Source organism: Pseudomonas sp. GD04019, from assembly GCF_029837695.1.
Taxonomy (GTDB): domain Bacteria; phylum Pseudomonadota; class Gammaproteobacteria; order Pseudomonadales; family Pseudomonadaceae; genus Aquipseudomonas.
The window spans coordinates 128,379-153,048 of sequence record NZ_JAOEEA010000001.1 but is presented as its reverse complement, the minus strand read 5'-3'; the positions used below and the strand labels follow the sequence as shown (position 1 = coordinate 153,048).

The 24,670-nt window shown below is 65.8% G+C and carries 23 protein-coding genes, 1 tRNA gene and 2 riboswitches; of the genes, 3 read left to right on the top strand and 21 right to left on the bottom strand.

Annotated elements, in window-relative coordinates; genetic code table 11:
• Positions 1 to 386 precede the first annotated feature (386 nt).
• From N7607_RS00795 to N7607_RS00730, 14 genes are all read right to left on the bottom strand, one after another.
• Positions 387 to 460, bottom strand: a tRNA-Gly gene (locus N7607_RS00795).
• 84 nt (positions 461 to 544) lie between these two features.
• Positions 545 to 1,426: an alpha/beta hydrolase gene (locus N7607_RS00790; protein ID WP_279866651.1), complete on the bottom strand. Its 882-nt coding sequence runs from the start codon at positions 1,424 to 1,426 to the stop codon at positions 545 to 547.
• A gap of 344 nt (positions 1,427 to 1,770) precedes the next feature.
• Entirely contained in the window at positions 1,771 to 2,463 is a 693-nt protein-coding gene (locus N7607_RS00785) for a pseudouridine synthase (RefSeq protein WP_279866650.1), read from the bottom strand.
• Between the two features lie 2 nt (positions 2,464 to 2,465).
• Positions 2,466 to 2,672 carry a cysteine-rich CWC family protein gene (locus tag N7607_RS00780; RefSeq protein ID WP_279866648.1) on the bottom strand — a complete coding sequence of 69 codons (207 nt, stop codon included), beginning with the start codon at positions 2,670 to 2,672 and terminating at the stop codon, positions 2,466 to 2,468.
• Positions 2,669 to 4,153, bottom strand: coding sequence for a sensor domain-containing diguanylate cyclase (locus N7607_RS00775; protein ID WP_279866647.1), 1,485 nt, complete (start codon positions 4,151 to 4,153; stop codon positions 2,669 to 2,671). Before N7607_RS00775 ends, N7607_RS00780 begins: the two co-directional genes overlap by 4 nt.
• 31 nt (positions 4,154 to 4,184) lie before the next feature.
• Positions 4,185 to 5,006 carry a DUF4824 family protein gene (locus tag N7607_RS00770; RefSeq protein ID WP_279866646.1) on the bottom strand — a complete coding sequence of 274 codons (822 nt, stop codon included), beginning with the start codon at positions 5,004 to 5,006 and terminating at the stop codon, positions 4,185 to 4,187.
• The gene (locus N7607_RS00765) at positions 5,003 to 6,067 is read right to left on the bottom strand and encodes a DUF2157 domain-containing protein (RefSeq protein WP_279866645.1); all 1,065 of its coding nucleotides are present in this window, start codon (positions 6,065 to 6,067) and stop codon (positions 5,003 to 5,005) included. The genes N7607_RS00770 and N7607_RS00765 overlap by 4 nt, the downstream gene beginning before the upstream one ends.
• 39 nt (positions 6,068 to 6,106) lie before the next feature.
• Positions 6,107 to 9,796 (bottom strand): urea carboxylase, encoded by a 3,690-nt coding sequence (gene uca, locus N7607_RS00760; RefSeq protein ID WP_279866644.1) that lies wholly within the window; start codon positions 9,794 to 9,796, stop codon positions 6,107 to 6,109.
• 262 nt (positions 9,797 to 10,058) lie between these two features.
• Positions 10,059 to 10,694, bottom strand: coding sequence for an urea amidolyase associated protein UAAP2 (locus N7607_RS00755; RefSeq protein WP_192315737.1), 636 nt, complete (start codon positions 10,692 to 10,694; stop codon positions 10,059 to 10,061).
• A 10-nt stretch (positions 10,695 to 10,704) separates the two neighbouring features.
• Complete coding sequence (locus tag N7607_RS00750) at positions 10,705 to 11,433, bottom strand: urea amidolyase associated protein UAAP1 (protein WP_279864868.1); 729 nt, start codon at positions 11,431 to 11,433, stop codon at positions 10,705 to 10,707.
• A gap of 2 nt (positions 11,434 to 11,435) precedes the next feature.
• Positions 11,436 to 12,221, bottom strand: coding sequence for an ABC transporter ATP-binding protein (locus tag N7607_RS00745; protein ID WP_279864869.1), 786 nt, complete (start codon positions 12,219 to 12,221; stop codon positions 11,436 to 11,438).
• Positions 12,218 to 13,033, bottom strand: coding sequence for an ABC transporter permease (locus N7607_RS00740; protein WP_279864870.1), 816 nt, complete (start codon positions 13,031 to 13,033; stop codon positions 12,218 to 12,220). The genes N7607_RS00745 and N7607_RS00740 overlap by 4 nt, the downstream gene beginning before the upstream one ends.
• Before the next feature lie 123 nt (positions 13,034 to 13,156).
• Entirely contained in the window at positions 13,157 to 14,224 is a 1,068-nt protein-coding gene (locus tag N7607_RS00735) for a putative urea ABC transporter substrate-binding protein (protein WP_279864871.1), read from the bottom strand.
• A gap of 70 nt (positions 14,225 to 14,294) precedes the next feature.
• A riboswitch (guanidine-I (ykkC/yxkD leader) is annotated at positions 14,295 to 14,398 on the bottom strand.
• Between the two features lie 169 nt (positions 14,399 to 14,567).
• Complete coding sequence (locus tag N7607_RS00730; RefSeq protein WP_279864872.1) at positions 14,568 to 15,626, bottom strand: putative urea ABC transporter substrate-binding protein; 1,059 nt, start codon at positions 15,624 to 15,626, stop codon at positions 14,568 to 14,570.
• A gap of 53 nt (positions 15,627 to 15,679) precedes the next feature.
• Positions 15,680 to 15,780, bottom strand: a riboswitch (guanidine-I (ykkC/yxkD leader).
• Between the two features lie 301 nt (positions 15,781 to 16,081).
• Between N7607_RS00730 and N7607_RS00725 the strand changes: the two genes are divergently transcribed.
• The gene (locus N7607_RS00725) at positions 16,082 to 16,618 is read left to right on the top strand and encodes a hypothetical protein (protein ID WP_279864873.1); all 537 of its coding nucleotides are present in this window, start codon (positions 16,082 to 16,084) and stop codon (positions 16,616 to 16,618) included.
• A 52-nt stretch (positions 16,619 to 16,670) separates the two neighbouring features.
• Here N7607_RS00725 and mmsB read toward each other — a convergent pair whose 3' ends face one another.
• The 5 genes from mmsB to N7607_RS00700 all read right to left on the bottom strand — a co-directional run bounded on the left by mmsB (position 16,671) and on the right by N7607_RS00700 (position 22,617).
• Positions 16,671 to 17,555, bottom strand: coding sequence for a 3-hydroxyisobutyrate dehydrogenase (gene mmsB / locus N7607_RS00720; protein ID WP_279864874.1), 885 nt, complete (start codon positions 17,553 to 17,555; stop codon positions 16,671 to 16,673).
• A 179-nt stretch (positions 17,556 to 17,734) separates the two neighbouring features.
• Entirely contained in the window at positions 17,735 to 18,838 is a 1,104-nt protein-coding gene (locus N7607_RS00715) for an enoyl-CoA hydratase/isomerase family protein (protein WP_279864875.1), read from the bottom strand.
• 92 nt (positions 18,839 to 18,930) lie between these two features.
• On the bottom strand, positions 18,931 to 19,749 hold the full coding sequence (locus tag N7607_RS00710; protein WP_279864876.1) for an enoyl-CoA hydratase: 819 nt from the start codon (positions 19,747 to 19,749) through the stop codon (positions 18,931 to 18,933).
• Positions 19,750 to 19,881: 132 nt separating this feature from the next.
• A complete protein-coding gene (locus N7607_RS00705) occupies positions 19,882 to 21,045 on the bottom strand; it encodes an acyl-CoA dehydrogenase family protein (RefSeq protein ID WP_279864877.1) in 1,164 nt (387 codons plus the stop codon).
• Positions 21,046 to 21,105: 60 nt separating this feature from the next.
• A complete protein-coding gene (locus N7607_RS00700; RefSeq protein WP_279864878.1) occupies positions 21,106 to 22,617 on the bottom strand; it encodes a CoA-acylating methylmalonate-semialdehyde dehydrogenase in 1,512 nt (503 codons plus the stop codon).
• A 130-nt stretch (positions 22,618 to 22,747) separates the two neighbouring features.
• Here N7607_RS00700 and N7607_RS00695 point away from each other — a divergent pair, with 130 nt between their 5' ends.
• Positions 22,748 to 23,635, top strand: a complete 888-nt coding sequence (locus N7607_RS00695; protein ID WP_279864879.1) for a LysR family transcriptional regulator — start codon at positions 22,748 to 22,750, stop codon at positions 23,633 to 23,635.
• 79 nt (positions 23,636 to 23,714) lie between these two features.
• Positions 23,715 to 23,924, top strand: coding sequence for a hypothetical protein (locus N7607_RS00690; RefSeq protein WP_279864880.1), 210 nt, complete (start codon positions 23,715 to 23,717; stop codon positions 23,922 to 23,924).
• Between the two features lie 59 nt (positions 23,925 to 23,983).
• Here N7607_RS00690 and N7607_RS00685 read toward each other — a convergent pair whose 3' ends face one another.
• Together N7607_RS00685 and N7607_RS00680 are read right to left on the bottom strand one after the other, a co-directional pair.
• Positions 23,984 to 24,262, bottom strand: a complete 279-nt coding sequence (locus N7607_RS00685; protein ID WP_279864881.1) for a Rho-binding antiterminator — start codon at positions 24,260 to 24,262, stop codon at positions 23,984 to 23,986.
• 153 nt (positions 24,263 to 24,415) lie between these two features.
• Complete coding sequence (locus N7607_RS00680) at positions 24,416 to 24,670, bottom strand: DUF2024 family protein (RefSeq protein WP_279864882.1); 255 nt, start codon at positions 24,668 to 24,670, stop codon at positions 24,416 to 24,418.

Below are 24,670 nucleotides of genomic sequence, written 5' to 3'. Positions count from 1 at the left end.
ACTTTCGTGTGGGTGATGGCGAGCACCTAGGTGTGTCTTTTGTCGACGGGCCTAGCGAGGCTGTTCCTGTTGGCCGCCCGGTTGAGGCTAAAGTGCTATTTCAGTATGCCCCTCGGATGAACTATCAAGATCTTCGAGTGGGCGCTCAGTTCCTGATGCTTGAGGGTGGAACAGTGGTAGGCGTGGGAAAGGTCCTGAAGCTGTTATAGCGCTAGAGGAATTGAACCAGCTTGTTGATTGATGGCCTTGATCAAGGTTGGTGAATCTGCGTCTTCCGTTTCGGTAGATCTGGCTAGGTTCTACATTCCTTGGTCTGTGATTTCGACACCACTAAGTTCCAGAAAAGAAAAAGCCCTGTAAAAAACAGGGCTTTTTCTTTTTGATTCTGGAGCGGGCGAAGGGAATCGAACCCTCGTCATGAGCTTGGGAAGCTCAGGTAATGCCATTATACGACGCCCGCTCGGGCGGCTGACTTTGTACCAGAATCGCCTGCCAAGGTGAAGCTTGGGCGCAGGGGCGGCGCCCGTTTTGCTCGCAATCGCGCTCAAACGGCCAGGGCGTGCTTCTCCGACGTCTGGCTGCGGGTGCGGCTGAAGGTGGTTGGCGGTAGCAGGAAGGCCAGCAGCGCGTCGCGGGTCTGCATCCAGGCGGCCTTGTGTTCCATGTCGAGGAAATGCCCGGCCTGGGGGATGGTGCGGAATTCGCCGTGGCGCACGAACTGGGTGAACAGGCGCGCGTCTTCCGGTGTGGTGTATTCGTCCCACTCGCCGTTGACGAACAGCAGCGGTATCTCGATCTGGCCGGCGAAGCTGACGCAGGAGCGGCCGCCGTTGTTCAGCACGGTTTCCACGTGGAAGCTCATCTGCTCGTATTCGTAGCGCTCCAGGCTGGTGACGTGGCGATGGTTGTAGCGCTTGAACAGCGAGGGCAGGTGTTTGCCGATGGTGCCGTTGAGCACCATGCCGATGCTCTCGCGGTCGCAGTCGCGCATCACCGTTAGGCCGGCGCGCAGGTAGCCGAGCATGGCGCCGTTGACCACCGGGGAGAAGGAGTTGATCACCGCGCGTTCGATCCGCGGCGGCCGGCGGGCCAGGGCCTGCAGGGTGGCGATGCCGCCCCAGGAGAAGGACAGCACGATGTTGCAGGCGAAGTAGTCGATCAGCTCAAGCAGGATGTCGGCTTCATCCTCGCGCGTGAGGAAACGATCATGCGGATTGTATTCACGTGAGTGCCCGGCATAGGGCAGGTCGAACAGCACGACGTTGAAATGGGGGTGGAGATAGCGGACCGTCTGCGCGAAGGAGGCGGTGGTCGACAGCGAGCCGTTGACCAGGATGATGGTCTGCTCGGCGCCGTCGGCGCGGTAGAACTCCGTGTAAACCCGGTATTGCCCCTGGATGTCCAGCACAGCGGTTTCTGCTTTCATGGTCATGCCCCTGACGCATGGCGATACGGACGCGCAGCGAAAACCACAGCTGCGCGAGCTTCAGGACAGGTAGGCATGTGCCTGGGAACGGGGCCTGGTCGGCTCGAAAGGCTGGCCGACGATTGTTGTTAGTGGCGGGTACTTTCCGGAACGGGCATCGGCCTTGCGGCGCGACGAGGGCAGACCCGTTGGTGGTGCCTGAGGCACTCGACCGGAAGAATTTTCTTAGAGTGTTGTTGCGACTGAATGGTCACGTTCGGACCACGGTTCTGATTCAAGCAGGCTTGTGTTGCAGGTGCAAGTCACTTGAGTGACCTGCGCCGCAGCTTCTGCCCGACGGTCATTCACACTTGGGCGATCTCGGCCGCGCTCAGCGCGCGATACTGTCCTGGCGCCAGTTGCGGGTCCAGTTGCAGCGGCCCCATACGTTCGCGGTGCAGGCCGATGACCTTGTTCTGGAAGTGGCCGAACATGCGCTTGACCTGGTGGTAGCGGCCTTCGTGCAGGGTCAGCAGGGCTGTGTGTGAGTCGAGAATCTGCAGCTCGGCGGGCAGGGTGGTGAGGTTCTCGTAGGCGAAGTACAGGCCGCGGGCGAACACCTCGATGTAGTCGGCTGTGATCGGCTGTTCGGTGCTCACCCGGTAGACCTTGCCCAGGCGGCTGCGTGGTTCGGTGAGGCGGCGCGACCAGAGGCCGTCGTTGGTGACGATCAGCAGGCCGGTAGTGGTCAGGTCCAGGCGCCCGCCGATGTGCAGCTCGTGCTTGTCCGGCTCATCGAGCAGGTCGAGCACGGTGCGATGCTCGGCATGCTCGGTGGCGCTGACCACGCCGGCGGGCTTGTTGAGCATGAAGTAGCGCGCCGGCTTGCCGGCCTGCAGCAGTTCGTCGTCCAGCTCGATGCGGCTGAACTCGCGGACCTCGAAGCGAGCGTCGCGCACGACCGCTCCATCCACGCGCAGGCGCCCGGCGGCCAGCAGCAGGCGGGCGTCGGCGCGGTTGAAGCGCGGCAGATTGCTGAGGAAACGGTCCAGGCGCATGGCTATTCGGCGCTAGGTTCGCCGCTCAGGGCGCGGGCGCAGTTGGGGCAGAGGCAGGTCTTGTCGCGGTGTTCGGGGGGCAGCTCGTCGAGCACGCCGGGAGCGATCGGCGTATGGAAACACCAGCAATCCTCTACCGCCTGCGTCTGCCCGGCCTGGGCGCAACGATTGGGTTGGCCGCAGCGCGGGCAGCGCTCGGCGTCGTTCACTGCTGCAGGCCGCTGACGTCTTCGCACACGCGGTTGCGTCCGGACTGCTTGGCCCGGTACAGGGCGCGGTCGGCGCGGGCGATCAGGCGGTCCAGGCTGTCGTCGCCGTGCAGTTCGGTGATGCCGATGCTGGTGGTGACGTGCAGATTGACGCCATTGAAGGGGAATACCTGTTCCTCGGTCTGCTGGCGGATCTTCTCGGCCAGCTGGCGCGCCGTGCTGCTGCCGGTGTCCTTGAGCAGCAGGATGAACTCCTCGCCACCCCAGCGGCAGATGATGTCGGACTGCCGCAGGTTGCTCTGCAGGCGCTGGGCGAAGCCGCGCAGCACCTGGTCGCCGGCCAGGTGGCCGTGGGTGTCGTTGAGCTGTTTGAAGTGATCCAGGTCGAGCAGCAGGGCGCTCAGCGGACTCTTGTCGCGAATCGCCTCCTGCAGCGCCTGGGCGGCCAGCAGGTCGAAGCCGCGGCGGTTGGGCAGGGCGGTGAGCACGTCGGTGGTGGCCAGGGCGGCGATGCGCTGCTGGTAGCGGCGGGTGGCCACGTAGACCAGGCACAGCACCACGGCGCTGATCAGCGCGCAGATCAGCAGGTTCAGGTAGAGCGTGTGGCGCACGCCGGCGAGAGCGCCTTCCTCGTGCTTGTCGACGAACAGGTACCAGTCCAGCTCGGGGATGTAGCGCACGTTGAGGAAGTGGCCGCGGCCCTGTTCTTGGTAGGTGTAGTTGCCGCTCTTGGGCTGCGGCAGCTTGGCCAGCAGCGGCTCCATGCCGGGCACCTGGCTCAGATTCTGGCCGCGCTGGGCGCCCAGGGGACCGCCCTCGGCGCCGGTGAGCACCAGGTGGCCGTTGCGGTCGGTGAAGTAGATGCTGCGGTCGTAGCGCTGCTGGTAGTCGTCCACCAGCTTGACCACGGCATCCACCGTCAGGCCCACACCGGCCACGCCGATGAAGTTGTTCTGGTAGTCGAACACCTTGAAGTTGATGAAGAAGGTCAGCCGGTCGCTGTTGGCCATGTCCGGGTCGACGCTGATCTCGTAGGGTTCGGCCATGTTGCGTACGCGGAAGTACCAGGCGTCGCGCGGCTCGTTCTGGTCGATCTTCTTCAGCACGCCCTTGGCCTGGTAGTAGACGCGGGTCTGCTCGGAGATGAAGAAACTGGTGAAGGTGCCGTAGTGCTCCTGCACTTCACGCAGGTAGCGGGTCATCGGCTGGGTATCGCGCTCGCCGGCGATCACCCAGTCGCGCAGGAAGGTGTCGCGCGACATCATCGAGGCGATCTGGGTGGGGCGGATCAGGTCTTTCTGGATCTCCGAATAGATGTTGTCGGAGGTCAGCGGCAGCTCGGTGTTGACGATGTTGTGGCGGATGCTGTCGCGCGAGCTGTAGTAGCTGACCAGGCTGGTGGCGAGGAAGCCGCCCAGCAGCAGAATGGTCAGGAGCAGCAGCAGAGAAAACTGGGCCTTGCGGGACGTGCTGAGCGGCATGGGGCTGAGCCTTGAAGGAATGGCGGCAATGCTAGCGCGGTGCGCCGTTTTCGTCATCGCGCTTGCTGGTTTTATCGGCGATCTCTACGGCGCTGATCCAGGGTTCCAGACGCTGGCCGAAGCTGATCTGCATCTGGAACGGGCGCTCGCTGATGTCGTAAGGGTGGGGTAGATATTCGCCGAGCTGGCGGCGCCAGACGTGCGGCACGTTGATCTCGTCGGCGGACAGGTCGCTCACCGAGCCGCGCAGCGTTGTCTGCTGGCAATCGCTCCAGGCGCGCACCGTGCCCCGTAGCAGGGCGTAGCGGCTGCGCTCCGGATAGCGTTGGCGCAGGGCTTCGACGTCGCTGCCGACATCCACCACGAACAGGCGGCTTTCGCGGGTACGTTCGTTCTGCAGATGTTCCCGTGCCGCCCGCTCCTGGTGCTGCAGGTCCTCGGCCTGAGGATTGCCCGCCAGATTTTCGCTGGCGCTGCGCAGACGCTGCTCGGCCTGCTGCATGGCCAGCCGGTAGGCGTCGCCGGCCAGCTCCAGTACCACCCATCCTTGGCGTTGACCGGTTTCCTCCTGGGTGAAGCCCAGCCCATGCAGTTGTGCGGCCTCGAGACCTTGCTCGGCGTAGCAGTGCTGGCCGTTGGAGGAGGGCAAACGCTGCATCCGCCAGTTCAAGCGCATGCTCAGGCCGCTGTTTTCCCGGCGCGGCCCATCCCAGTTCCGCTGCAGCTCGCGCTCGGTCAGCAGCAGTTGGCTCTCGGGCTCGCCCTGGCGGTTGTACCAAACGCCGGCCAAGGCCACGGCATTGCTCAGCAGGATCAGGCCAAGGCCTGCGGACAGCACTAAACGGGCGCTCATACCGCACCTCCCTTGTGCCCACGGCGCAGGCGGCCGAGCACCAGCAATGCCATGATGGCCGTGAGGCCGAGAATGAGGAAGAACAGGTACTTGGGCAGCACGTCCCACCACCAGTCGACCATCTTGATGAACAGGAACAGCAGGAACGCCAGCTGGCCGAGCAGAGTGACCTCGGCCCAGTCGCGGCGAATGCCGAGCCAGATGAACAGGGCCGAGACGAAGAAGCCGAGCAGCTGGTAGCCCTTCTCGATGCTGTCGTGGCCGAATGGCAGGTAGCTGCCGCCTCCCCAGTTGGCCAGGACCAGCATCGGTAGCAGCATGGCCAGCACACCGACGCCACGATAGGTGGCGGCAAAGCCGCTGAAGCGCGCCTGGGACCGCAGCGCCGGCAACATGAACAGCAGCAGGCCGCCGGGCAGGAAGTGTTCCGGGCGCTCGGCGGCGTCCAGCCACCACCAGTCGCACCACTCGCTGATGCGCGTGCCGCTGTAGGCCAGCAGGCAGAGGAGGCCGATGGCCAGCAGCAGGCGTGCGTTGCAGGCATAGGCCAGCAGCAAGGCGTAGGCGCCCCAGCACAGCAGGGCGTTGTCCGAGGGCGTGATGTTGAAGATCTGCCCGAGCATGTGGAGGTTGAGGACGAAGCAGGCCAGCGCCAGCACACCGGCCAGCTTGGCGAAGTAGCCGAAGGCATCGCGCTGGCGCAGGGCGAGGGTCAGCAGCAGGCTGCCGAGCGAGAAGCCGATCAGGACGCCGACCTGCAGCGCTTCGCCGAACAGGCCCCAGAACTGATAGAAGAAGAACAAGAGGCTGGCCGCCAGGGCCACCGCACCGAGCAGCGAGACCACGCGCATGCTCAGCGACAGGCGCTTGGTTTGCTGGTCATGATCGATGTCGAAGTGGCTGCGGTACTGGGCCAGCAACTGATCGTGGTGGCTGGCGATGCGGGCGAGCGGTTCGTCGCCCAGGGCAAGGGCGTCCTCGGCGCGCAGGCGCTGGGCCTCGCGGCGGAACGCCTGAATATCGTCGGCCCGTTGCTGGGCCTGGTCGCGGGTCAGCGGCATGGTTCTTCCCTGTGGATGCGCTGCCCGCGACTGTATCCCTTAAGCCTCCTCCAGCACCACTACCCGCTGGCCGGCACGCACCGGCGAGCCGGGTTGCACGCGCACTTCGCGTACCACGCCGTCGCGCGGGGCGGTGAGGGGGATTTCCATCTTCATCGACTCGAGGATCACCAGTACATCGCCGGCCTTCACCGCGCTGCCGGCCTCGACCTGCACCTGCCAGAGGTTGCCGGCGATATGGCTGTCGATGCTGTGCTGGCCGGCTGCAAGCGGAGCGTCATCGCCCAGTTCGGCAACCACTTCCTCGCTCTCGTAGTGGGCCTGACCGGAGGCGATCCAGCGTTGGCGCTCGGCGTCGAAGGCGGCACGTTGCTGGGTGCGGAAGGCGTCGATGCCTTCGGCTTCCTCGGCGAGGAAGTCCTGGTAGTCGGCCAGGGCCAGTTCGCTGTCTTCGATGCGCAGCTCATAGCGGCCAAGCGGGAAGTCGCGGCGGATCTGCAGCAGTTCCTCGGCGCTCACCGGGTAGAAGCGGATCTGGTCGAAGAAGCGCAGCAGCCAGGGCTTGCCGTGGAAGGCGGCGACTTCGCGGTAGCGGTTCCACATCTGCAGGGTGCGGCCGACGAACTGGTAGCCGCCGGGGCCTTCCATGCCGTACACGCACATGTAGGCGCCGCCAATGCCCACCGAGTTCTCGGCGGTCCAGGTGCGCGCCGGGTTGTACTTGGTGGTGACCAGGCGATGACGCGGGTCCAGCGGCGTGGCCACCGGCGCGCCGAGGTAGACGTCGCCCAGGCCCATCACCAGGTAGCTGGCGTCGAACACGGTGCGGTACACCTCGTCGAGATTTTCCAGATCATTTATCCGGCGGATAAATTCCAGGTTGCTCGGGCACCAGGGCGCGTCCTTGCGCACGGTGGTCATGTACTTGTCGATGGCCAGCTGGCAGGCCGGGTCATCCCAGGACAGCGGCAGATGGACGATGCGCGACGGCACCTTGAGGTCTTGGGCGTTGCACACCGCATCCCATTCGCCGATCACCACCGCCAGCAGGTTGGCCAGCGACAGGGTTTCCGGCTGGTAGTGCACCTGCAGCGAGCGGATGCCCGGGGTCAGGTCGATCACGCCGTTGAGGTTCTTCGCTTTCAGCGCCTGCATCAGTGCATGGCCGCGGAAACGCAGCACCAGGTCCAGCTCCGGTTGGCCGATTTCCAGCAGCAGGTGGGTGTCGCCGGAGAGGCGGGCGACCAGGCGCTTGTCGGCTTCGCCGATGTCGAGAACGATGGGCGAGATGAGGTCGCTCTCGGACCAGCTCCCTCTCCCTTCGGGAGAGGGTTGGGGGCGCCCGGCGTAGGGTGAGGGAGATTGTGCCTGCCCCAAGACCCTCACCCCCGGCCCCTCTCCCAGGGGGAGAGGGGAGAGCTCTGCGTAGGCGTGATTCTGCGTCGTGGCCAGTTGTCGCGCGGTGGCAATATCCACTGGGGTAAAACGTATCTTGTCACCGGCCTTGAGCTGGCCGAGCTGCCACAGGTCGGCCTCGATGATGGTCACCGGGCAGACGAAGCCGCCCAGGCTCGGGCCGTCCGGGCCGAGGATCACCGGCATGTCGCCGGTGAAGTCCACCGCACCGATGGCGTAGGGGTTGTCATGGATGTTCGACGGGTGCAGGCCGGCTTCGCCGCCGCTGTCGCGCACCCACTCGGGTTTCGGGCCGATCAGGCGCACGCCGGTGCGGCTGGAGTTGAAATGCACTTCCCAGTCGGTGGCGAGGAAGGTGTCGATATAGGCCGGGGTGAAGTATTCCGGCGCGCCGTGGGGGCCGTAGATCACGCGGATCTCGCGCACATTGGGCAGTGCGGTGCACAGCTCGGCCGGCAGTTGCGCGCCGCTGTCATTTTGCGCGAGAGGTAGAAGGTGCAGCACGTCGCCGGCGCGCAGGGCGCGGCCGCCGTGGCCGCCGAACTGGCCGAGGGTGAAGGTGCTTTTGCTGCCCAGATATTCGGGCACCTGCAGGCCACCGCGCAGAGTCAGATAGGACCGTGCGCCGCTACTGGCGATGGTGCCGAGGCTGAGGGTGCTGCCGGCCTTGATCAGCAGGGCGGTGTTCATCGGCTGTTCGGCGCCATCCACGCTCAGCGGAATCGCCGCGCCGGTAACCGCCACCACCGCATCGGTGTTGAAGCGCAGCAGCGGGCCGCTCATGGTGATTTCCAGGCCGGCGGCGCCTTCCTCGTTGCCCAGCAGGCGGTTGCCCAGGCGCAGCGCGCGATCGTCCATCGGCCCGGACGGCGGCACGCCGACGGCCCAGTAGCCGAGGCGGCCGGGGAAGTCCTGCACGGTGGTCTGGGTGCCGGCGGACAGCACCTCGAAGGTGTTGGCCTGGTAGCTCAGGCCTTCCAGGCAACGGGTCCAGGGCTCGCCGCTGGCGAACGGGGCGTCGACCAGAATCTGCCGCAGGTACTGGCTGTTGGTTTCCACGCCGTACAGCAGGGTATCGGCCAGGGCCTGGCCGAGTGCGGCGCTGGCCGCCTCGCGGGTCGGCTGCCAGGTGATGACTTTGGCGATCATCGGGTCGAAGTAGGGCGGAATCTCGCAGCCGGCTTCGACCCAAGTGTCGATGCGCAGGGCTTTGCCATCGGCCTTGGGGAAGTCCACGGCGGTCAGCAGGCCGGGGCTCGGCTGGAAATCGCGGCCCGGGTCTTCGGCGTACAGGCGCGCCTGGATGGCGTGGCCGCTGGGTTGCAGGCCTTTCGCCAGCTCGCTTAGCGGCGCCAGGTCGCCGGCCGCCAGTTCGATCATCCAGCGCACCAGGTCGACGCCCCACACCTGTTCGGTAACGCCATGCTCGACCTGCAGGCGGGTATTCACTTCGAGGAAGTAGAAGCGCTCGGCGGCGCTGTCGTAGACGAATTCCACGGTGCCGGCGCTGCGGTAGCCGACCGCCTTGGCCAGCTTGATCGCCGCCGCACACAGTTCCTCGGCCATGCCGGCTGGCAGGTTGGGCGCCGGGGTTTCTTCCAGCACTTTCTGGTTGCGCCGCTGCACCGAGCAGTCGCGCACACCGAGGGCGAGCACTTCGCCGCGGCCGTCGCCGAATACCTGCACTTCCAGGTGGCGGGCGCGCTGGATGTACTTCTCGATGAAGACGCCGCTGTCGCTGAAGTTGTTCTGCCCCAGGCGCTTGACCGCCTCGAAGGCGTCGCTCAGCTCGGCCGCGCTGTTGCACACGCGCATGCCGATGCCGCCACCGCCAGCGGTGCTTTTCAGCATCACAGGGTAGCCGACTTCCTCGCCAGCCTTCAGCGCGGCGTCGAGGTTTTCCAGCAGCTCGGTGCCTTCGAGCATCGGTACGCCGTGCTGCTTGGCCAGCGCACGGGCTGTGTGCTTGAGACCAAACACGCGCAGCTGCTCGGGCGTCGGGCCGACGAAGGCGATGCCGGCGGCTTCGCAGGCTTCGGCAAACGCCGCATTCTCGGAGAGGAAGCCGTAGCCGGGGTGGATGGCTTTCGCACCGCTCTGCTTGGCGACTTCCAGAATCTTGTCGACCACCAGATAGGTCTGGGCGGCCGGGCCTTCGCCGAGGCTGAAGGCTTCATCGGCCTGCTGGATATGCAGGCTGGCGGCATCGGCCTCGGAGTACACGGCCACGCCCTGTACATCGAGCTGACGCAGGGTGCGCAGGATGCGGCAGGCAATGGCGCCGCGGTTGGCGATCAGGAGTTTGTCGAACATTGCAGAACCCTCGAAAGGGATGACGGGCCGTCCCGCCGCTATTCGGTCTGCACCACGGTCGTCCGGGGTGATTTGCGGAGTTGAGGTCCGCACTGCTCTTAATCCCCTCTCCCTTTGGGAGAGGGTTAGGGTGAGGGCGCTTCAGTGTTGGCTCGGGCATCCCTCACCCCCGGCCCCTCTCCCGGAGGGAGAGGGGAGGAAGCACTAAGGCATTGCCCCGAGCGGCTCTGGCACAGGCGGAACAGCCATTCGCGCAGCTGCTTCAGTCCCATACCAGTACCTCGGCAGGGGTCGGGTTCCAGCCATTGCAGGGGTTGTTCAGCTGCGGGCAGTTGGAGATCAACACGATGACGTCCATATGTGCGACCAGCTCGACGTACTTGCCCGGTGCGGAGATGCCGTCCTCGAAGGTCAGGCCGCCCTCTGGAGTGACGGGCACGTTCATAAAGAAGTTGATGTTGGCGCCGATGTCGCGCTTCTCCAGGCGGCCGTCGTGCAGGCTGGCGCGCAGGAAGTTGTCGCGGCAGCTGTGCATATAGCGCTTGTCCAGGGCGTACCTGACCGTGTTGCTCTCCTGGGCGCAGGCGCCGCCGAGGGTGTCGTGGCGGCCGCAGGTGTCGGCGCTGATGGTCAGCAGCGGGTTGCCCAGGTTGGAGTAGAGGACGGTGCCGGTGGTCAGGTACACGCTGTTCTGTTTGCGCAGGGTGCGCTGCGGGTCGTAGCGCTCGCGCGGGTTCTTTGCGCTGAAGAACAGCGTGTCGACCGCCTGGTTGCCTTCGAGGTCGAGCAGGCGCACGGTCTGCCCGGCTTTGACTTCGCAAAGGAACGGTTCGCCGGCCGGGATCTCGTGGCGGTAGACGGCGGTGGCGGCGTGCTTGTCGCTGGCGGTAAGGCTCATGGCGGAGTCCTCAGATATACAGGCGTTCGGTGTTGTGGAAGCCGCGGCCGTTTTCCGGGCGCGAGGTGCGGCAGAGCACGCTGATGCCGTCGCTCTCGACGCGGCTCCAGCTCAGTTGCACCGGCTTGGGCGCGTACTGCGGGTTGGGGTCCAGCGGGTGCTGCAGGGCGGTGAGCACCACGAGGCAGTCCATCGGCGCGTACAGCTCGATGTAGTCGCCGGCCTTGGAGTTGCGCGGCTGGAAGTGGAAGCGGCCGTCGCCATCGACCGTCACCTTGCTGAACAGGTTGAGCGCCATCAGCAGGTCCTGCAGGTTGAGGTTCCACTTGCCCATTTCCACCAGCAGGTTGTCCACGCCGTTGCGGAAGTAGCCGTTGCGCAGTTCCTGGTAGCGCCCGGCGCCGTACTTCTCGCTGACTTCCTCGGCGTTCAGCACGCCGCCGAAGCTGTCGTGCCAGCCACAGGTGTCGGCGGTGATGGCGGCGAGCACGCGGCCCATGTCCGAGTACAGGCAATGGCCGGCGGTGAGCTTGGCGGTGTGCTGGCACTTGAGGGTATCGGGCAGGTTCAGGCGCTCGCTTTTCTCGGCGGCAGAGAGCAGCAGCAGGCTGACATTGGCGTCGCCTTCGAGATCGGTGATGCGCAGCACCTGGCCGCGCTTGAGGACGAAGGAAGTGTGGCCGCCGCCGGGTACGAACTCTTCGTACAGGGTCGGGCGCAGGGCGAGAGAGGCAGTCATGCTCAGGCTCCTTGGATAGCAGGTTGCAGGCTCACGGCGAGATGCGCCGGCAGAGTCGCGCGGCGTTCGCTGTTCAGCGGAATGTCGTAGGTGATGCGCGCGCCGAAGGCGTTCGGCGCGTGCGGGTCGATGCGGGTCTTGTCGAACACCAGCAGGCGGGTGCCGAGGCTGAAGCCCTCGCTCAGGTCGTGAGTGACCATGAACACGGTCAGCCTGGTCTCGTGCCACAGCTCCAGCAGCAGGGCGTGCATGTCCTTGCGGATGCCCGGGTCGAGGGCGCCGAAAGGCTCGTCGAGCAGCAGCACGCGCGGCTTCATGATCAGCGCCTGGGCGATGGCCAGGCGTTGCTGCATGCCGCCGGAGAGCTGGCTGGGGTACTTGTCCAGGGCATGGCCGAGGCCGACTTTCTTGAGGATCACTTCGGCCTGGGCACGGGCGTCGCGCTTGGCGGCGCCGAACAGGCGGCCGAGCAGCGGCGAGCGTGGCAGCTCCAGGCCGATGGCGACGTTGTCCAGCACGGAGAGGTGCGGGAACACCGAGTAGCGCTGGAACACCACGCCACGGCTGCTATCCGGCTCGCCGGCCAGTGGCTGACCACCGAGCAGGATCTCGCCACGGCTGGCGCGCTCCTGCCCCAGCAGCAGGCGCAGAAAGGTCGACTTGCCGCAGCCGGAGGCGCCGACCAGCGTGCAGAACTCGCCTTCGTTGATGCTCAGGTTCAGGCGTTCCAGCACGACCTGGTCGCCGTACTCCTGCCACACGTTCTTGACTTCGATAAAGGCGCTCATGCCTTCGCTCCCTCATACCAGGGGAAGCACAGGCGGGTGAGCTGGCGCAGGCCCAGGTCCATCAACCAGGCGAGCAGGGTGATCCACACCACGTACGGCAGGATCACATCCATCGCCATATAGCGACGCACGAGGAAGATGCGGTAGCCGAGGCCGTCGGTGGATGCGATGGCCTCGGCGGCGATGAGGAACAGCCAGGCCGAACCCAGCACCAGGCGCAGGGCGATCAGCAGGCGCGGCAGCAGTTGTGGCAGCACCACGCGCAGGATCAGGGTCCAGGTGCTGGCGCCGAGGGTCTGCGCCTTGATCAGGATTTCTGTAGGAATCTCGCGGGCACGCTGCTCCAGATCACGCGCTAACACGGGGGTAATGCCGATAACGATCAGCATCACCTTGGACAGCTCGCCGAGCCCGAAGACGATAAACAGGATCGGCAGGATCGACAGCGGCGGCACCATCGACAGCACGGTCAGCAGCGGCGACAGCGGTGCGCGGAACAGCGGCAGGATGCCTGCCATGATACCCAGGCACAGGCCGGCCAGCGCGGCGATGCCGATGCCCATGCCGAGACGCTTGAGGCTCGACGCGCTGTCCTGCCAGAACAGGTAGTTGCCGCTGCGCTTGTCCTCGGTGAAGGCCAGGCGGTCGATCGCGCTGACCATCTGGCCGGCGCTGGGCAACAGCTTGTCGTTGGGGTTCTCCGTCAGCCGCGCCGCCGAGCCCGTGAGATAGGCGAACAGCAGCAGGGCGAACGGCAGCAGGATCAGCAGCAGGCGGCCGCCGCGGTCCGGATGTCGGTTGATCAGGCGCATGGTGTTCCTCGGACGTTCACATTCCCCTCTCCCTTTGGGAGAGGGGCCAGGGGTGAGGGTGCTAGGCACCGCGCGGGCTTTCCCTCACCCCAGCCCTCTCCCAAGGGGAGAGGGGGCCAGGCATCACAGCTTGCCGTCAGCCGCCATCTGCATGAACGACGGGTCGAAGCGCAGCTTGACGTTGCCCTTGTCGCCGGTGACCACGTCGCGGGCGAAGCTCATGCCGATGGCGTCGGCGCTTTGCGCACCCTCGCCGAGCAGGCCGTGGCTGAAGGAGAACTCGGCCACCTTGCTCATGGTTGCCGGCAGTTTCGGGCTGTTGGCGAAGGCCACGGCATCCTTGGCGCTGTAGAACATCTTGGTCGCCGCCAGTTGTGCTTCGTAGCCGGCTAGATCGGTGCCGGAAGCCTTGGCCATATGTTCGCGGGCAGCTTTGCCTGCGGCCGAATCGGCGCTCATGGTCGCCATGATTTCGTACCAGGCGCCGGTCAGGGCTTTGCCCAGGGCCGGGTTGTCCTTCAGCGTCTCGCTGTTGACCACCATCAGGTCGATGATCTCGCCGGGGATCTGGCTGGAGTCGAACACCTTGGTGACCGCCGGGGTGGCTTCGATCTCGGCTAGCAGCGGGTTCCAGGTGGCCACGGCCTTGACGTCGTCGGTGGCGAAGGCGGCGACCATGTCGGCGTCGGAGGTGTTGACGACCTTCAGGTCCTTCTCGCTCAGGTCGGCCTTTTCCAGGCCGCGGGCGAGTAGGTAGTGGGAGACGGAGAGTTCGACCAGGTTGACGTCCAGGCCCTTGAGGTCGCCCAGGGTCTTCTTCTCGCCTTTGAGCACGATGCCGTCGTTGCCGTTGGAGAAGTCGCCGATCACCAGCGCGGTGCTGTCCACGCCACCGGCTGCCGGAATAGTGAGGGCGTCCATATTGGTCATGGTGCAGCCGTCGAACTGGCCGGCGGTGTACTGGTTGATCGACTCGACGTAGTCGTTGAGTTGGGTCACTTCGATGGCGATGTCGTACTTCTTCGCCCACTTGTCGACGATGCCCTGGGCAGCGCCGTATTCCCATGGCATCCAGCCTGCGTAGATGGTCCAGCAGACGTTGAATTGGTCTTTCTTCTCGGCGTGAGCGGGGATGCTCAGGGCGGCAGCGAGGCCGGCGGCGATCAGCGAGGACAGCAGGGACTTGCGCATGGGTAGACCTCCAGTTCTAGGGATGCGGGCAGGAGCGGCGCGGCACTGGCCTGACGGATCAGGTGGCGCGTTCTCCCGGGCTTTTGTCCCGCCGTGTAACCCCTGTCGAGGTCGCCAACTCTCGGACCAGCCGCCCGTCGTGGTGGACGGGCCGGAACCCTAGTCGGCCATTGCAAGTTGTAGTGCCGCGCCCCTTGCGGAGTGCTTCTGCATGCCTGGGCTCAAGCGAACATCGTGCCAGTTGCGCCGTGCCGCGGATTTGCTGGGGTGCGGGTTGGAGTACGGTGTGATAACGGCGAACCTCGCGCACGAAAGCGGTGCGCGATGTTCGCTGTTGGTGCTTCTACAGCTGGTTGTCGGCCGCCAGCTGCATGTAGGTCGGGTTGAAGCGCAGCATGATCTGCGCCTTGTTGCCCAGCACGCGGTCGTCGCCGAAGGAGATACCCAGGCGTTGCAGGCCCTTGCCCTCGCCGAGCAGTTGCTGGGCGTCGGCGAAGTTGGCCACGCGCTGCATCATGTCGGGCATCTTCTCGCCGCGAGCGAAGGCGGCGGCCGAGCGCGGTGCGTAGAAGGAGCGGATGGTCTTCAACTGCTCGTCGAAGTCCGCCGGCGTAGCGTCTGCCGCGCTGGCCATCTGCGCGCGTGCCGCCGCACCGGCAGCGGTCGGCAGGCCCATCAGGCGCATGCCCTCGAACCAGGCGCCGGTCAGGGCGCGGCCCAGTTCGGGATGTTGGTTCAGGGTCTGGCTGTTGATCACCAGCAGGTCGAGGATCTCGCCGGGTACGTGGCGCGAGCTGAATACCTGCACGCTGTCGCCGTCCTGGCGCAGGTCGGAGAGAATCGGATTCCAGGTCACCACCGCGTCGCCCCGGCCGCTGCGCCATGCCTGGGCCAGCTCGGTGTCCGAGACGTTCTCGATGGTCACGTCGGAGGGCTGCAGGTGCGCCCATTCCAGGGCGCGGCTGAGCAGGTAATGGGAGACCGAGTTCTCCACCAGCAGGATGGTCTTGCCCTTGAGGTCCTTCAGGTCCTTGCTGCCGCCGCGCAGCAGAATGCCGTCGGCACCGGCGGAGAAGTCGCCGACGATCAGTGCGGTGCTGTCCAGCCCGGCGGCGGCGGGAATGGTCAGGGCGTCCATGTTGGTCATGGCGCAGGCGTCGAACTGGTTGGCGGTGTACTGCTCGATGGAGGCGACGTAGTCCGGCACCTGCTGGACCTGGATCTCGATGCCGTACTTGTCCGCCCACTTGTCGATGATGCCTTGCTCGGCCATGTAGCCCCACAGCATCCAGCCGGCGTAGATCGACCAGCAGACCTTGAACGGGCGTTTCTCGGGAGCGGCGTGGGCGGGCTGCAGGAGCAGCAGAACGAGCAGCGAACAGGACAGCAGGCGAGTCAGCATGACAACCTCGGGACAATGGACGAAGACAGGATGGCAGAGGCCGCGTCGCGCATTTCTCCCGGGCTTTTGTCCCTCCGTGTGACCTCGAACGAGGTTGCCCACTCTCGGACCAGTCACCCGCCTGCGGCGAGCCGGAACCCTAGTCGACCATTTTGCTTGTCCAACTGCAGGCCCTAGCGGACCGGTACATCCTGCGCGCAGGTTAATAGCGAATGGCGTGCCAGATCGCTCTATTTAGAGCGTTTCGTGATGAGAGTCGCAGGCCGGCAGAGCAGGATCATCGCTGGGTGCGCCATGCTGGTGCGCCGTGTTTCCAGGCGGTGCGAAATGCGCAGATACAACTTTCGGGAACGGCCACCGCTGCACTTCGTTCAGGCGCCGCGATCAAAGCCAGTGGGAGCAGTCCCGGACGCCGGCAATCGCCGGCTCCTTCCCAGCGGTCGAAGGAGGCCGCCATGTCCCGTCTCTTCCATGTCCTTGCAGTTCTCGCTCTGAGCCTTAGCGGTTGTGCCGTATACGGCGACGATCACTACCGTCCCGGCTACAACGTGCAGTACTACGAAAGCTACCCATCCCGCCGCGTCTATTACTACGACGACGACCGCAACAACTACCGCTGGCATCGCGACCGCTATCAGGACCGCCGCCATTCGCACTACGCGCCGGGGTATGACGGCCGTTACCAGTGGCACGACGACCGGCGCCGCAACGACCGGCATGACGGCCATCGCGACCGGGATCGCCAGCGGGTACATGGCTACCAGCCGCCGCGCAATGGCTGGGACCAGCGCTACCGCGATCATGACCGCCGCGACCAGTCATCCTGGCAGCGCCATGGTGGGCAGCGCTATGACGGTTACCCGCGTGATCGAGACAGGGACCGTGACCGTCGCCACGAGCGTGACCGGGGGCGTGAGCATGACCGTGATCGCAACCGCAATCGCCACTCCCAGCGTGGTGAAGGCACGAGTGGCTGGCGCCTCTCCAACTGAAAACCGCGGCGGGCCTCAGGGCCCGCGGCCGCTTCTATGACGCGATCAGGCTCTACTCGACGAAGAGCTTCTGCACCGCCGAGAAGTCCAGCTTGCCGTCGCCCTGCTTGAGCAGCAGGCGGTACAGCTGCAGCGCCAGCGAGCCCATCGGCGTGCTGCTGCCGGTGGCCTGCGCCGCCTCCTGGGCCAGGCCCAGATCCTTGGCCATCAGCTCGGCCATAAAGCCGCCGCTGTAGCCCTTGGAGGCCGGCACATTCTCCATCACGCCTGGCCAGGGGTTGTACTTCTCCAGGCTCCAGTTGCCGCCCGAGCTCTGCCGCATGATCTCGGCCAGCACGGCCGGGTCCAAGCCGCTGGCCACGCCCATGGCCATGGCCTCGGCGGTGCCGATCATGTGCACGGCGAGCAGCTGGTTGTTGCATACCTTGGCCACCTGGCCGGCGCCGTCCGGGCCGGCGTGGAAGATGTTCTTGCCCATGGCGGCGAGGATCGGTCGGGCCTTTTCCAGGTGCTCGGCCTCGCCACCGACCATGAAGGTCAGGGTGCCGGCCGCGGCGCCGGCGGTGCCGCCGGACACCGGCGCATCGAGCAGGGCGATGCCCTTGGCCGCGGCGGCCTTGTGCACCTTGCGTGCCGAATCCGGGGCGATGGTCGAGCACTCCAGCACCAGGGCGCCGTGGGCAATCTTTTCCAGCAGGCCCTCGGCGCCCAGGTACAGGCCTTCGACATGGCGACTGGCGGGCAGCATGCTGACCACCACGGCGGCACCCTTCACCGCATCGGCGGCGCTGGCCGCCGGTTGCGCGCCTTCCTGCACCAGGGTGGCGACCGACTCCTGCACCAGGTCGAAGGCGCACACGGCGAAGCCGTTCTTCAGCAGGTTGCGGGCCATGGGCAGGCCCATATGGCCGAGGCCGATAAAGGCGATCTGGGTCATTCTTGTTGTTCTCCTTGTTCTTTCCCGGGTGAAAGTGCGGCCGCGCGGGCCTTGGATGTCCTTCCCTCTCCCCTGGGGGAGAGGGTCAGGGAGAGGGGCTGGTGAACGACTCGGCGTCGCCTACAGGAACCCTCTCCCCCGGCCCCTCTCCCGTGAACGGGAGAGGGGAGTGTCAGGCGTTACAGATCCGCCAGCGGGTGAGCCCCTTCCCAGACCGGTTCGAAGTGCGCGGCGACCACCGCCTGCGGGATGGTGGCCGGGTCGGGCCAGTGCCACTTCGGTGCCTGGTCCTTGTCGATCAGGCGGGCGCGCACACCTTCCGGGAATTCCGGGTGGCGGCAGCAGTTCAGGCTCATGGCGTATTCCATGCGGAACACCTCGGCCAGCGACAGGTGGCGGGCGCGGCGGATCTGCTCCCAGACCAGGTGCGCGGTCAGCGGGCAGCCGGCGGCCAGGGTCTTGGCGGCGCGGGCCAGGGGCAGGTCGTCGTCGCCATGCAGGGCGGTGATGGCGTGCCAGGCGGCGGGCAGGTCGGCCAGGTCGAGCAGGGCGTCGATGCGTGCGCGGCGTGGCAGCCACTGGGGCTCTGGCAGGTCCGCGCGTGACTCCTGCTCCAGGGCGCGCAGCAGGCTGTTGAGCTGTTCGGGAGCCTGCTCGCGCCAGTTCATCTGCACCAGGCCCTCGATCAGCACGTCCTGCTGGTCGTCGCGCAGGAAGCGGTCGGCCAGGTCCAGGTCCAGGGCGTCGCGGGCATTGATGCTGGCCGCGGTGAGGCCGAGGAACAGGCCGAGCTTGCCCGGCAGGCGGGCGAGGAACCAGCTGCCGCCCACGTCGGGATACAGGCCGATATTGATCTCCGGCATGCCCAGGCGGCTGCTCGGGGTGACGATACGGATGGCCGCGCCCTGCATCAGGCCCATGCCGCCGCCCAGCACATGGCCGTGGGCCCAGCAGATCAGCGGTTTCGGGTAGGTGTGGATGCGGTGGTCGAGACGGTATTCGTCGGCGAAGAAGTGCCGCGCCAGCGGAGGAATTTCGCCGGGGTGCTCGCGGCACTGCTGCACCAGCTGCACCACGTCGCCACCGGCGCAGAAGGCTTTGGGGCCGTTGCCGCGCAGCAGCACGCAGGCGATGCCGTCATCCTCGGCCCACTGCTGCAGCTTGGCGTCCAGCGCCTCGATCATCGGCAGGGTCAGGGCGTTGAGGCTCTTCTCCGCGTCCAGGCTGGCGATAGCGATGCGGAAGCCGTGCAGGGCGGGGCGTTCTTCGAAGTGCATGTTCATTGAGCTATAGACCTGCTGTTTTTGTAGGAGCGAGCTCTGCTCGCGAATCAGGCGCCACGTACTGTTCGCGAGCAGAGCTCGCTCCTACGGTTCTACTTGTTGCGCCAGTGGGCGTCGCGTTTTTCCAGGAAGGCGTTGACGCCCTCGCGGGTGTCGTCGGCATCGAACAGGTCGACGAAGCGCTCGCGCTCCTCGCTCAGCCAGCCATTCGGGCCGCGCTCGCGGGCGCCCTGGATCAGCGGCTTGATGGTGCGCACGGCCACCGGGCTTTGCCGCGCCACCTTGGCTGCCAGCAGCAGGGCAGTGCCGCGGGCTTCGCCGCTGTCCACCACCTGCTCGATGAGGCCGATGCGCAGGGCGGTTTCGGCGTCGATACGCTCGCCGCAGAGGATCATCCGCTTGGCCCAGCCTTCGCCCACCAGCCAGGGCAGGTTCTGCGTGCCGCCGGCGCAGGGCAGCAGGCCGACGGTGGCCTCCGGCAGGGCCAGTTGCGACTGGCGCTCGGCGATACGGATATCGCAGGCCAGGGCGCATTCCAGGCCGCCACCCATGGCGTAGCCGTTGATCGCGGCGATGGACACGCCACGGAAGTCGCGCAGGGTCTCGAAGGCCTCGCCGAAGCGCCGCGCCATCTCGCGGGCGCGGGCCTTGTCGCCGTCGGCGAACAGGTTGAGGTCGGCGCCGGCGCTGAAGAACTTGCTGCCCTGGCCGGTCACCACCAGGGCGTAGATATCGTCGTCGCGATTGAGGTGCTCGACCACCTGCTTGAGGCCGATCAGCGAGTCGCGGTCCCAGGTATTGGCCGGCGGGTGGTTGATGGTGATCAGCGCGGTGTGGCCGTGCTTCTCCACCGTCAGCTTGTGGGTCAGGTCGAACATGCCGGGGTTGTAGGGTTCGATGGCGGTGGTCATAACGGTCCTCGTCAGATTGCTCCCCTCTCCCCATGGGAGAGGGGCGGGGGGGTGAGGGTGTACAAGGCGACTCCGAGTCACCCGCCAGCCCCTCACCCTAACCCTCTCCCGGGGGGGAGAGGGGACTAAAAGCTACAGCAGGCGATCGAGCATGCCGCCCTGGTCCAGCAGGCGGCGGGCGACGATCACCCGCATGATCTCGTTGGTGCCTTCCAGTATCTGGTGTACGCGGCTGTCGCGCACCCAGCGCTCCAGCGGATAGTCGTTGAGATAACCGTAGCCACCATGTAGTTGCAGCGCATCGTTGCACAGGGCGAAGCAGTGGTCGGTGGCGAAGCGCTTGGCCATGGCGCAGTACAGCGCGGCTTCGGCGTGGCCGTGGTCGAGCTTGTGGGCGGCCAGGCGCACCATCTGCCGGCTGGCGGTCAGGTCGGTGAGCATATCGGCCAGCTTGAACTGCAGGGCCTGGAACTCGGCCAGGGCCTTGCCGAACTGCTTGCGTTCCTCCACGTAGCGCAGGCTCTGCTCCAGCGCCGCCTGGGCCGCGCCGAGCGAGCAACTAGCGATGTTCAGGCGGCCACCGTCCAGGCCCTTCATGGCGTAGACGAAGCCTTGGCCCTCGGGACCGATGCGGTTGCCGGCCGGGATGCGCACGCCCTCGAAGGTGATGGTGCGGGTCGGCTGGGCCTTCCAGCCCATCTTGTCCTCGTTGCGGCCGTACTTCACGCCTTCGGCATTGGCCGGTACCAGGAAGCAGGAGATGCCCTTGGCGCCGTCCTCGCCGGTGCGCGCCATGACGATCAGTACATCGGTGCTGCCGGCGCCGGAGATAAAGCACTTGCTGCCGTCCAACAAGTAGTCGTCGCCATCGCGGCGGGCGCGGCTGCGTAGATGGGCGGCGTCCGAGCCGGCGTCCGGTTCGGTCAGGCAGTAGGAGGCCAGCAGCTCGCCACTGGTCAGTCCCGGCAGGTACTGCGCCTTGAGGGCCTCATCGGCGAAGCTCGCCAGCATCCAGGTGGCCATGTTGTGGATGGTCATGTAGGCGGTGGTGGCCACGCAGCCGGCGGCCAGCTGTTCGAAGATCAGCGAGCTGCTCAGGCGCGACAGGCCGAGGCCACCGTCTTCTTCCTTCAGATACAGGGCCAGGTAGCCCTGCTCGGCGGCGGGGCGGATCACTTCTACTGGGAAGTGGTGCTCGCGGTCCCAGTCGGCGGCATGCGGTGCCAGTTCCCGTGCGGCGAAGGCGCGGGCGCTGTCGACCAGCAGGCGTTGTTCGTCGTCGAGTTCGAAATCCATTGCGGCTCCTCGCGCGGTTGCGGAGCGGTGCGGGGCAGCTGTTGCTCCCCGCCCGCGCCATCACTTCAGGGTGATGGTGGTGTTGACCTGGCCGACTTCGTCCTCGTCCAGCCAGCGCTGGGTGACGGTCTTGGTCTGGGTGTAGAACAGCACCACCTGCTTGCCGTAGGGGCCCAGGTCGCCGAGCTTGGAGCCGCGCGAGCCGCTGAAGGAGAACAGCGGCACCGGCACCGGAATCGGCACGTTGATGCCGACCTGGCCAACGTCGATCTCTTCCTGGAAGTGCCGGGCGGCGGCGCCCGAGCGGGTGAAGATCGCGGTGCCGTTGCCGTTCGGGTTGGCGTTGATGATCTCGATGGCCTCGTCCAGGGTCGCGGCGTGCATCACGCACAGCGCCGGGCCGAAGATTTCTTCCTGGTACACGCTCATCGCCGCGGTGACGCCGGAGAAGATGGTCGGGCCGACGAAGTTGCCGTTCTCATAGCCCGGCACCTGCGGGTTGCGCCCGTCCAGTTCGAGCTTGGCGCCTTCGCCGACCCCCTTGGCGATCAGCCCGCCGACGCGGTCGAGGGCGGCGCAGGAGACCACCGGACCGACGTCGGTACCCGGCTCGGCACCGGCGCCGATCTTCAGGGTCTTGGCCTTTTCCACCAGCTCGGGCAGCCACTGCTGCGCCTCGCCGACCAGGATCACCACCGACAGGGCCATGCAGCGCTGGCCGGCGGCGCCGAAGGCAGCGCCGACCAGGTTGTTGAGGGTCTGCTGGCGCGGTGCGTCGGGCATGACGATGGCATGGTTCTTCGCGCCCATCATGCACTGCGCGCGCTTGCCGTTGGCGGTGGCGCGGTTGTAGACGTGGGTGCCGACCTTGGTCGAGCCGACGAAGGACACGGCCTTGATATCCGGGTGATCACAGAGCAGGTTCACCGCATCGGCGCCGCCGTGGATCACATTGAGCACGCCAGCCGGGATGCCGGCCTCGATGGCCAGCTCGACCAGGCGCATGGTCACCATCGGGTCCTGCTCGGACGGCTTGAGGACGAAGGTGTTGCCGCAGGCGATGGCCATGGGGAACATCCACAGCGGGATCATCGCCGGGAAGTTGAACGGGGTGATGCCGGCGCACACGCCCAGCGGCTGCTGCAGGGTGTAGGTGTCGACGCCGGCGGCCACGTTGTTGGCCAGCTCGCCCATCTGCAGGTTGCCGATGTTGGCGGCGTGCTCCACCACTTCCAGACCGCGGAACACGTCGCCCTCGGCGTCGGCCAGGGTCTTGCCCTGCTCGGCGGTGAGGATGGCGGCCAGCTCCTTGATGTTGTCGCGGATCAGCTGCTGGTACTTGAGGAAGATCCGCGCGCGGGCGCCGATCGGCGTCTTGCGCCAGGTCTTGAAGGCGCCCTTGGCGGCGGCGATGGCTGCGTTCATCTCCTCGGGCGTGGCGAAGGGCACGCGGACCAACACTTGCTGGGTGGCCGGGTTGACCACGTCGCGCCACTGGCTGGTCTTGGATTCGACGAATTCGCCGCCGATCAGCAGTTTGATCGTGGGGACTGCGCTTGCTGGGGTTGTCATCGTGCGTTCCTGCCAAGTGCGGAAAGGGCTCGGCGAGCCTGTTGCAGTCGATGCTAGCAGTGCATTTTTGCCAGTGGCAACGGGGTAATTTGCAAGTGTATTCTGCGTTTTTGCACAAGAGGGCCTTGTCTTGGACTGGGACAACCTGCGCTATTTCCTCGAACTGTCCCGCGGCGGCAAGCTGACCGTGGCCGCCCGCCGCCTGGGCGTCGACCACACCACGGTGGCGCGGCGCATCCAGGCACTGGAGAAGAGCCTGGAAACCCAGCTGTTCCTGCGCAGCGCTGCCGGCTACAGCCTGACCGAGGCCGGGCGCAACCTGCTGCCCCAGGCGGAAACCATGGAAAGCGCCTTCAGCGGCATCGAGCGGGCGCGGCAAACGCCCAAGGAAGGCCTGTCCGGCCTGGTGCGCATCGGCGTCACCGAGGGCTATGGCGCGATGATGCTGGCGCCGCAGCTGGCCGAGCTGATCCATCGCCATCCCAACCTGGGTATCGACCTGCTGGCGGCGCCGCGCATGCTGCAGCTGTCGCGCCGCGAGGCGGACATCGTCATCACCCTGGACCGGCCCGAGCGCGGCCCGTTCATCATCACCAAGCTGACCGACTACTGCCTGCGCCTGTACGCCTCGCCGGACTACCTGGCCCGGCACGCGCCGATCCACAGCCGCGAAGACCTGCGCGAGCACGGCTTCGTCAGCTACATCGACGATCTCCTGTACAGCAAGGAGCTGCTCTACCTGGACGAACTCGGCAAGCCCAACCATGTGCCGCTGCGCAGCACCAGCATCCTTATCCAGCAGCAGGCCGCTGCCGCTGGTGCCGGCATCGCCATCCTGCCGTCCTTCGCCGCCGACGCCGATCCACGCCTGCAGCGGGTGCTGGGGGAGGAGGTGAAGTTCATTCGTACCTTCTGGATGCTGATGCCGACCGAACTCAAGGGCATCGCACGGATGCAGGCCACCTGGAACTTCCTGCGCGAGATGGCGCAGACGAATACGGCGGTGATGATGGGTTAGAGAGCTTTCTGCGCCTGTGTGCGTCGGTCGCTGGCTATCTTGGGGACTTGTGCAAGTTGACTTTCATTGGAGGCTTAAGGTGAACAAGGAAGAGGCTATTGAGTTTTTGCATCACGTGAAGGCCGCCCAGTCAGCGCTCGAGCAAGCTGCCAACTACCTGCTGAACTTGGAACCAACTGCCGCTCATCAAGCCCTGCGGAGGCAGATAACAGAGGTAATAGGACTCACCATTACCGAAGTTGAGTTCCCAGTTATCCACCAGTACCCGGAGCTCAACCCCTATAGATAGAGCTGCCTGCTTTTCTCGTGGGAGGAACTGCAAGCCTGTGGGCCTGCAGTTCGCGTCTATTAGATCGGGCAGACCATCCCGGCCAGCTCCACCCGGCCGAAACTGGCGCCGGGGTCGAGCGGGGTGATGGCCAGCAGGTGGTCGAGACGCACCTCCTGTTTGCCTTCGTCGGTCTGCAGCACGAGGAATTCCTCCTTGCTCGGCGCCGTGCGCGTATCCAGCGCCCTGCCCACGAAGCTCGGACCCTCGACCAGCTCGACCTGCAGGCGGTAGCCGTGCATGCAAGCGATCTCCAGGAAGTCGTGCAGATCGCAGTTCAGGGGTTGATACGTGTTCATGGCGTTCCTCCTCGGCTCAGCACGAAAAGTGCCTGCGCTCGGTGATGCTGCGTTAAAACAGGCTCAGAATGCTCATTTACAGGTCGTAAACTGCGCTTCTTCGCCTGTTTTTGCCTTGCCTGACCTTCGCTCGGCGACTTTTCGTGCTGACCCTCAGCAACCCTGTAGCGGGATGATGAAGTAGCCCTGCTGGGTGATGGCTGCGGCCACTTCGGGGTGGGCCGGTTCGCTGTGGCAGAACTGGCAGCGGCTCTGCGATACGTCCGCATCCTCCATGCCGCGGCTGGCGAGCCATTCGCGGGCGTAGCGGATGGCCAGGTCCTGGTCGTTGCCTTCGATGAGCACGTCGAAGTGTAGGTAACCACCGTCGACCGTGCGCACGTGGGTGTCGAACACTTTCACGTTCAT

Bases quoted from the DNA above. Each gene is read 5' to 3' on its own strand.
- N7607_RS00715 (WP_279864875.1), bottom strand. From the start codon at position 18,838: ATGAACATGCACTTCGAAGAACGCCCCGCCCTGCACGGCTTCCGCATC.
- N7607_RS00770 (WP_279866646.1), bottom strand. From the start codon at position 5,006: ATGAGCGCCCGTTTAGTGCTGTCCGCAGGCCTTGGCCTGATCCTGCTG.
- uca (WP_279866644.1), bottom strand. From the start codon at position 9,796: ATGTTCGACAAACTCCTGATCGCCAACCGCGGCGCCATTGCCTGCCGC.
- N7607_RS00725 (WP_279864873.1), top strand. From the start codon at position 16,082: ATGTCCCGTCTCTTCCATGTCCTTGCAGTTCTCGCTCTGAGCCTTAGC.
- N7607_RS00705 (WP_279864877.1), bottom strand. From the start codon at position 21,045: ATGGATTTCGAACTCGACGACGAACAACGCCTGCTGGTCGACAGCGCC.
- N7607_RS00775 (WP_279866647.1), bottom strand. From the start codon at position 4,153: ATGCCGCTCAGCACGTCCCGCAAGGCCCAGTTTTCTCTGCTGCTGCTC.
- N7607_RS00790 (WP_279866651.1), bottom strand. From the start codon at position 1,426: ATGAAAGCAGAAACCGCTGTGCTGGACATCCAGGGGCAATACCGGGTT.
- N7607_RS00730 (WP_279864872.1), bottom strand. From the start codon at position 15,626: ATGCTGACTCGCCTGCTGTCCTGTTCGCTGCTCGTTCTGCTGCTCCTG.
- N7607_RS00765 (WP_279866645.1), bottom strand. From the start codon at position 6,067: ATGCCGCTGACCCGCGACCAGGCCCAGCAACGGGCCGACGATATTCAG.
- N7607_RS00750 (WP_279864868.1), bottom strand. From the start codon at position 11,433: ATGACTGCCTCTCTCGCCCTGCGCCCGACCCTGTACGAAGAGTTCGTA.
- N7607_RS00710 (WP_279864876.1), bottom strand. From the start codon at position 19,749: ATGACCACCGCCATCGAACCCTACAACCCCGGCATGTTCGACCTGACC.
- N7607_RS00755 (WP_192315737.1), bottom strand. From the start codon at position 10,694: ATGAGCCTTACCGCCAGCGACAAGCACGCCGCCACCGCCGTCTACCGC.
- N7607_RS00740 (WP_279864870.1), bottom strand. From the start codon at position 13,033: ATGCGCCTGATCAACCGACATCCGGACCGCGGCGGCCGCCTGCTGCTG.
- N7607_RS00685 (WP_279864881.1), bottom strand. From the start codon at position 24,262: ATGAACACGTATCAACCCCTGAACTGCGATCTGCACGACTTCCTGGAG.
- N7607_RS00745 (WP_279864869.1), bottom strand. From the start codon at position 12,221: ATGAGCGCCTTTATCGAAGTCAAGAACGTGTGGCAGGAGTACGGCGAC.
- mmsB (WP_279864874.1), bottom strand. From the start codon at position 17,555: ATGACCCAGATCGCCTTTATCGGCCTCGGCCATATGGGCCTGCCCATG.
- N7607_RS00680 (WP_279864882.1), bottom strand. From the start codon at position 24,670: ATGAACGTGAAAGTGTTCGACACCCACGTGCGCACGGTCGACGGTGGT.
- N7607_RS00785 (WP_279866650.1), bottom strand. From the start codon at position 2,463: ATGCGCCTGGACCGTTTCCTCAGCAATCTGCCGCGCTTCAACCGCGCC.
- N7607_RS00700 (WP_279864878.1), bottom strand. From the start codon at position 22,617: ATGACAACCCCAGCAAGCGCAGTCCCCACGATCAAACTGCTGATCGGC.
- N7607_RS00735 (WP_279864871.1), bottom strand. From the start codon at position 14,224: ATGCGCAAGTCCCTGCTGTCCTCGCTGATCGCCGCCGGCCTCGCTGCC.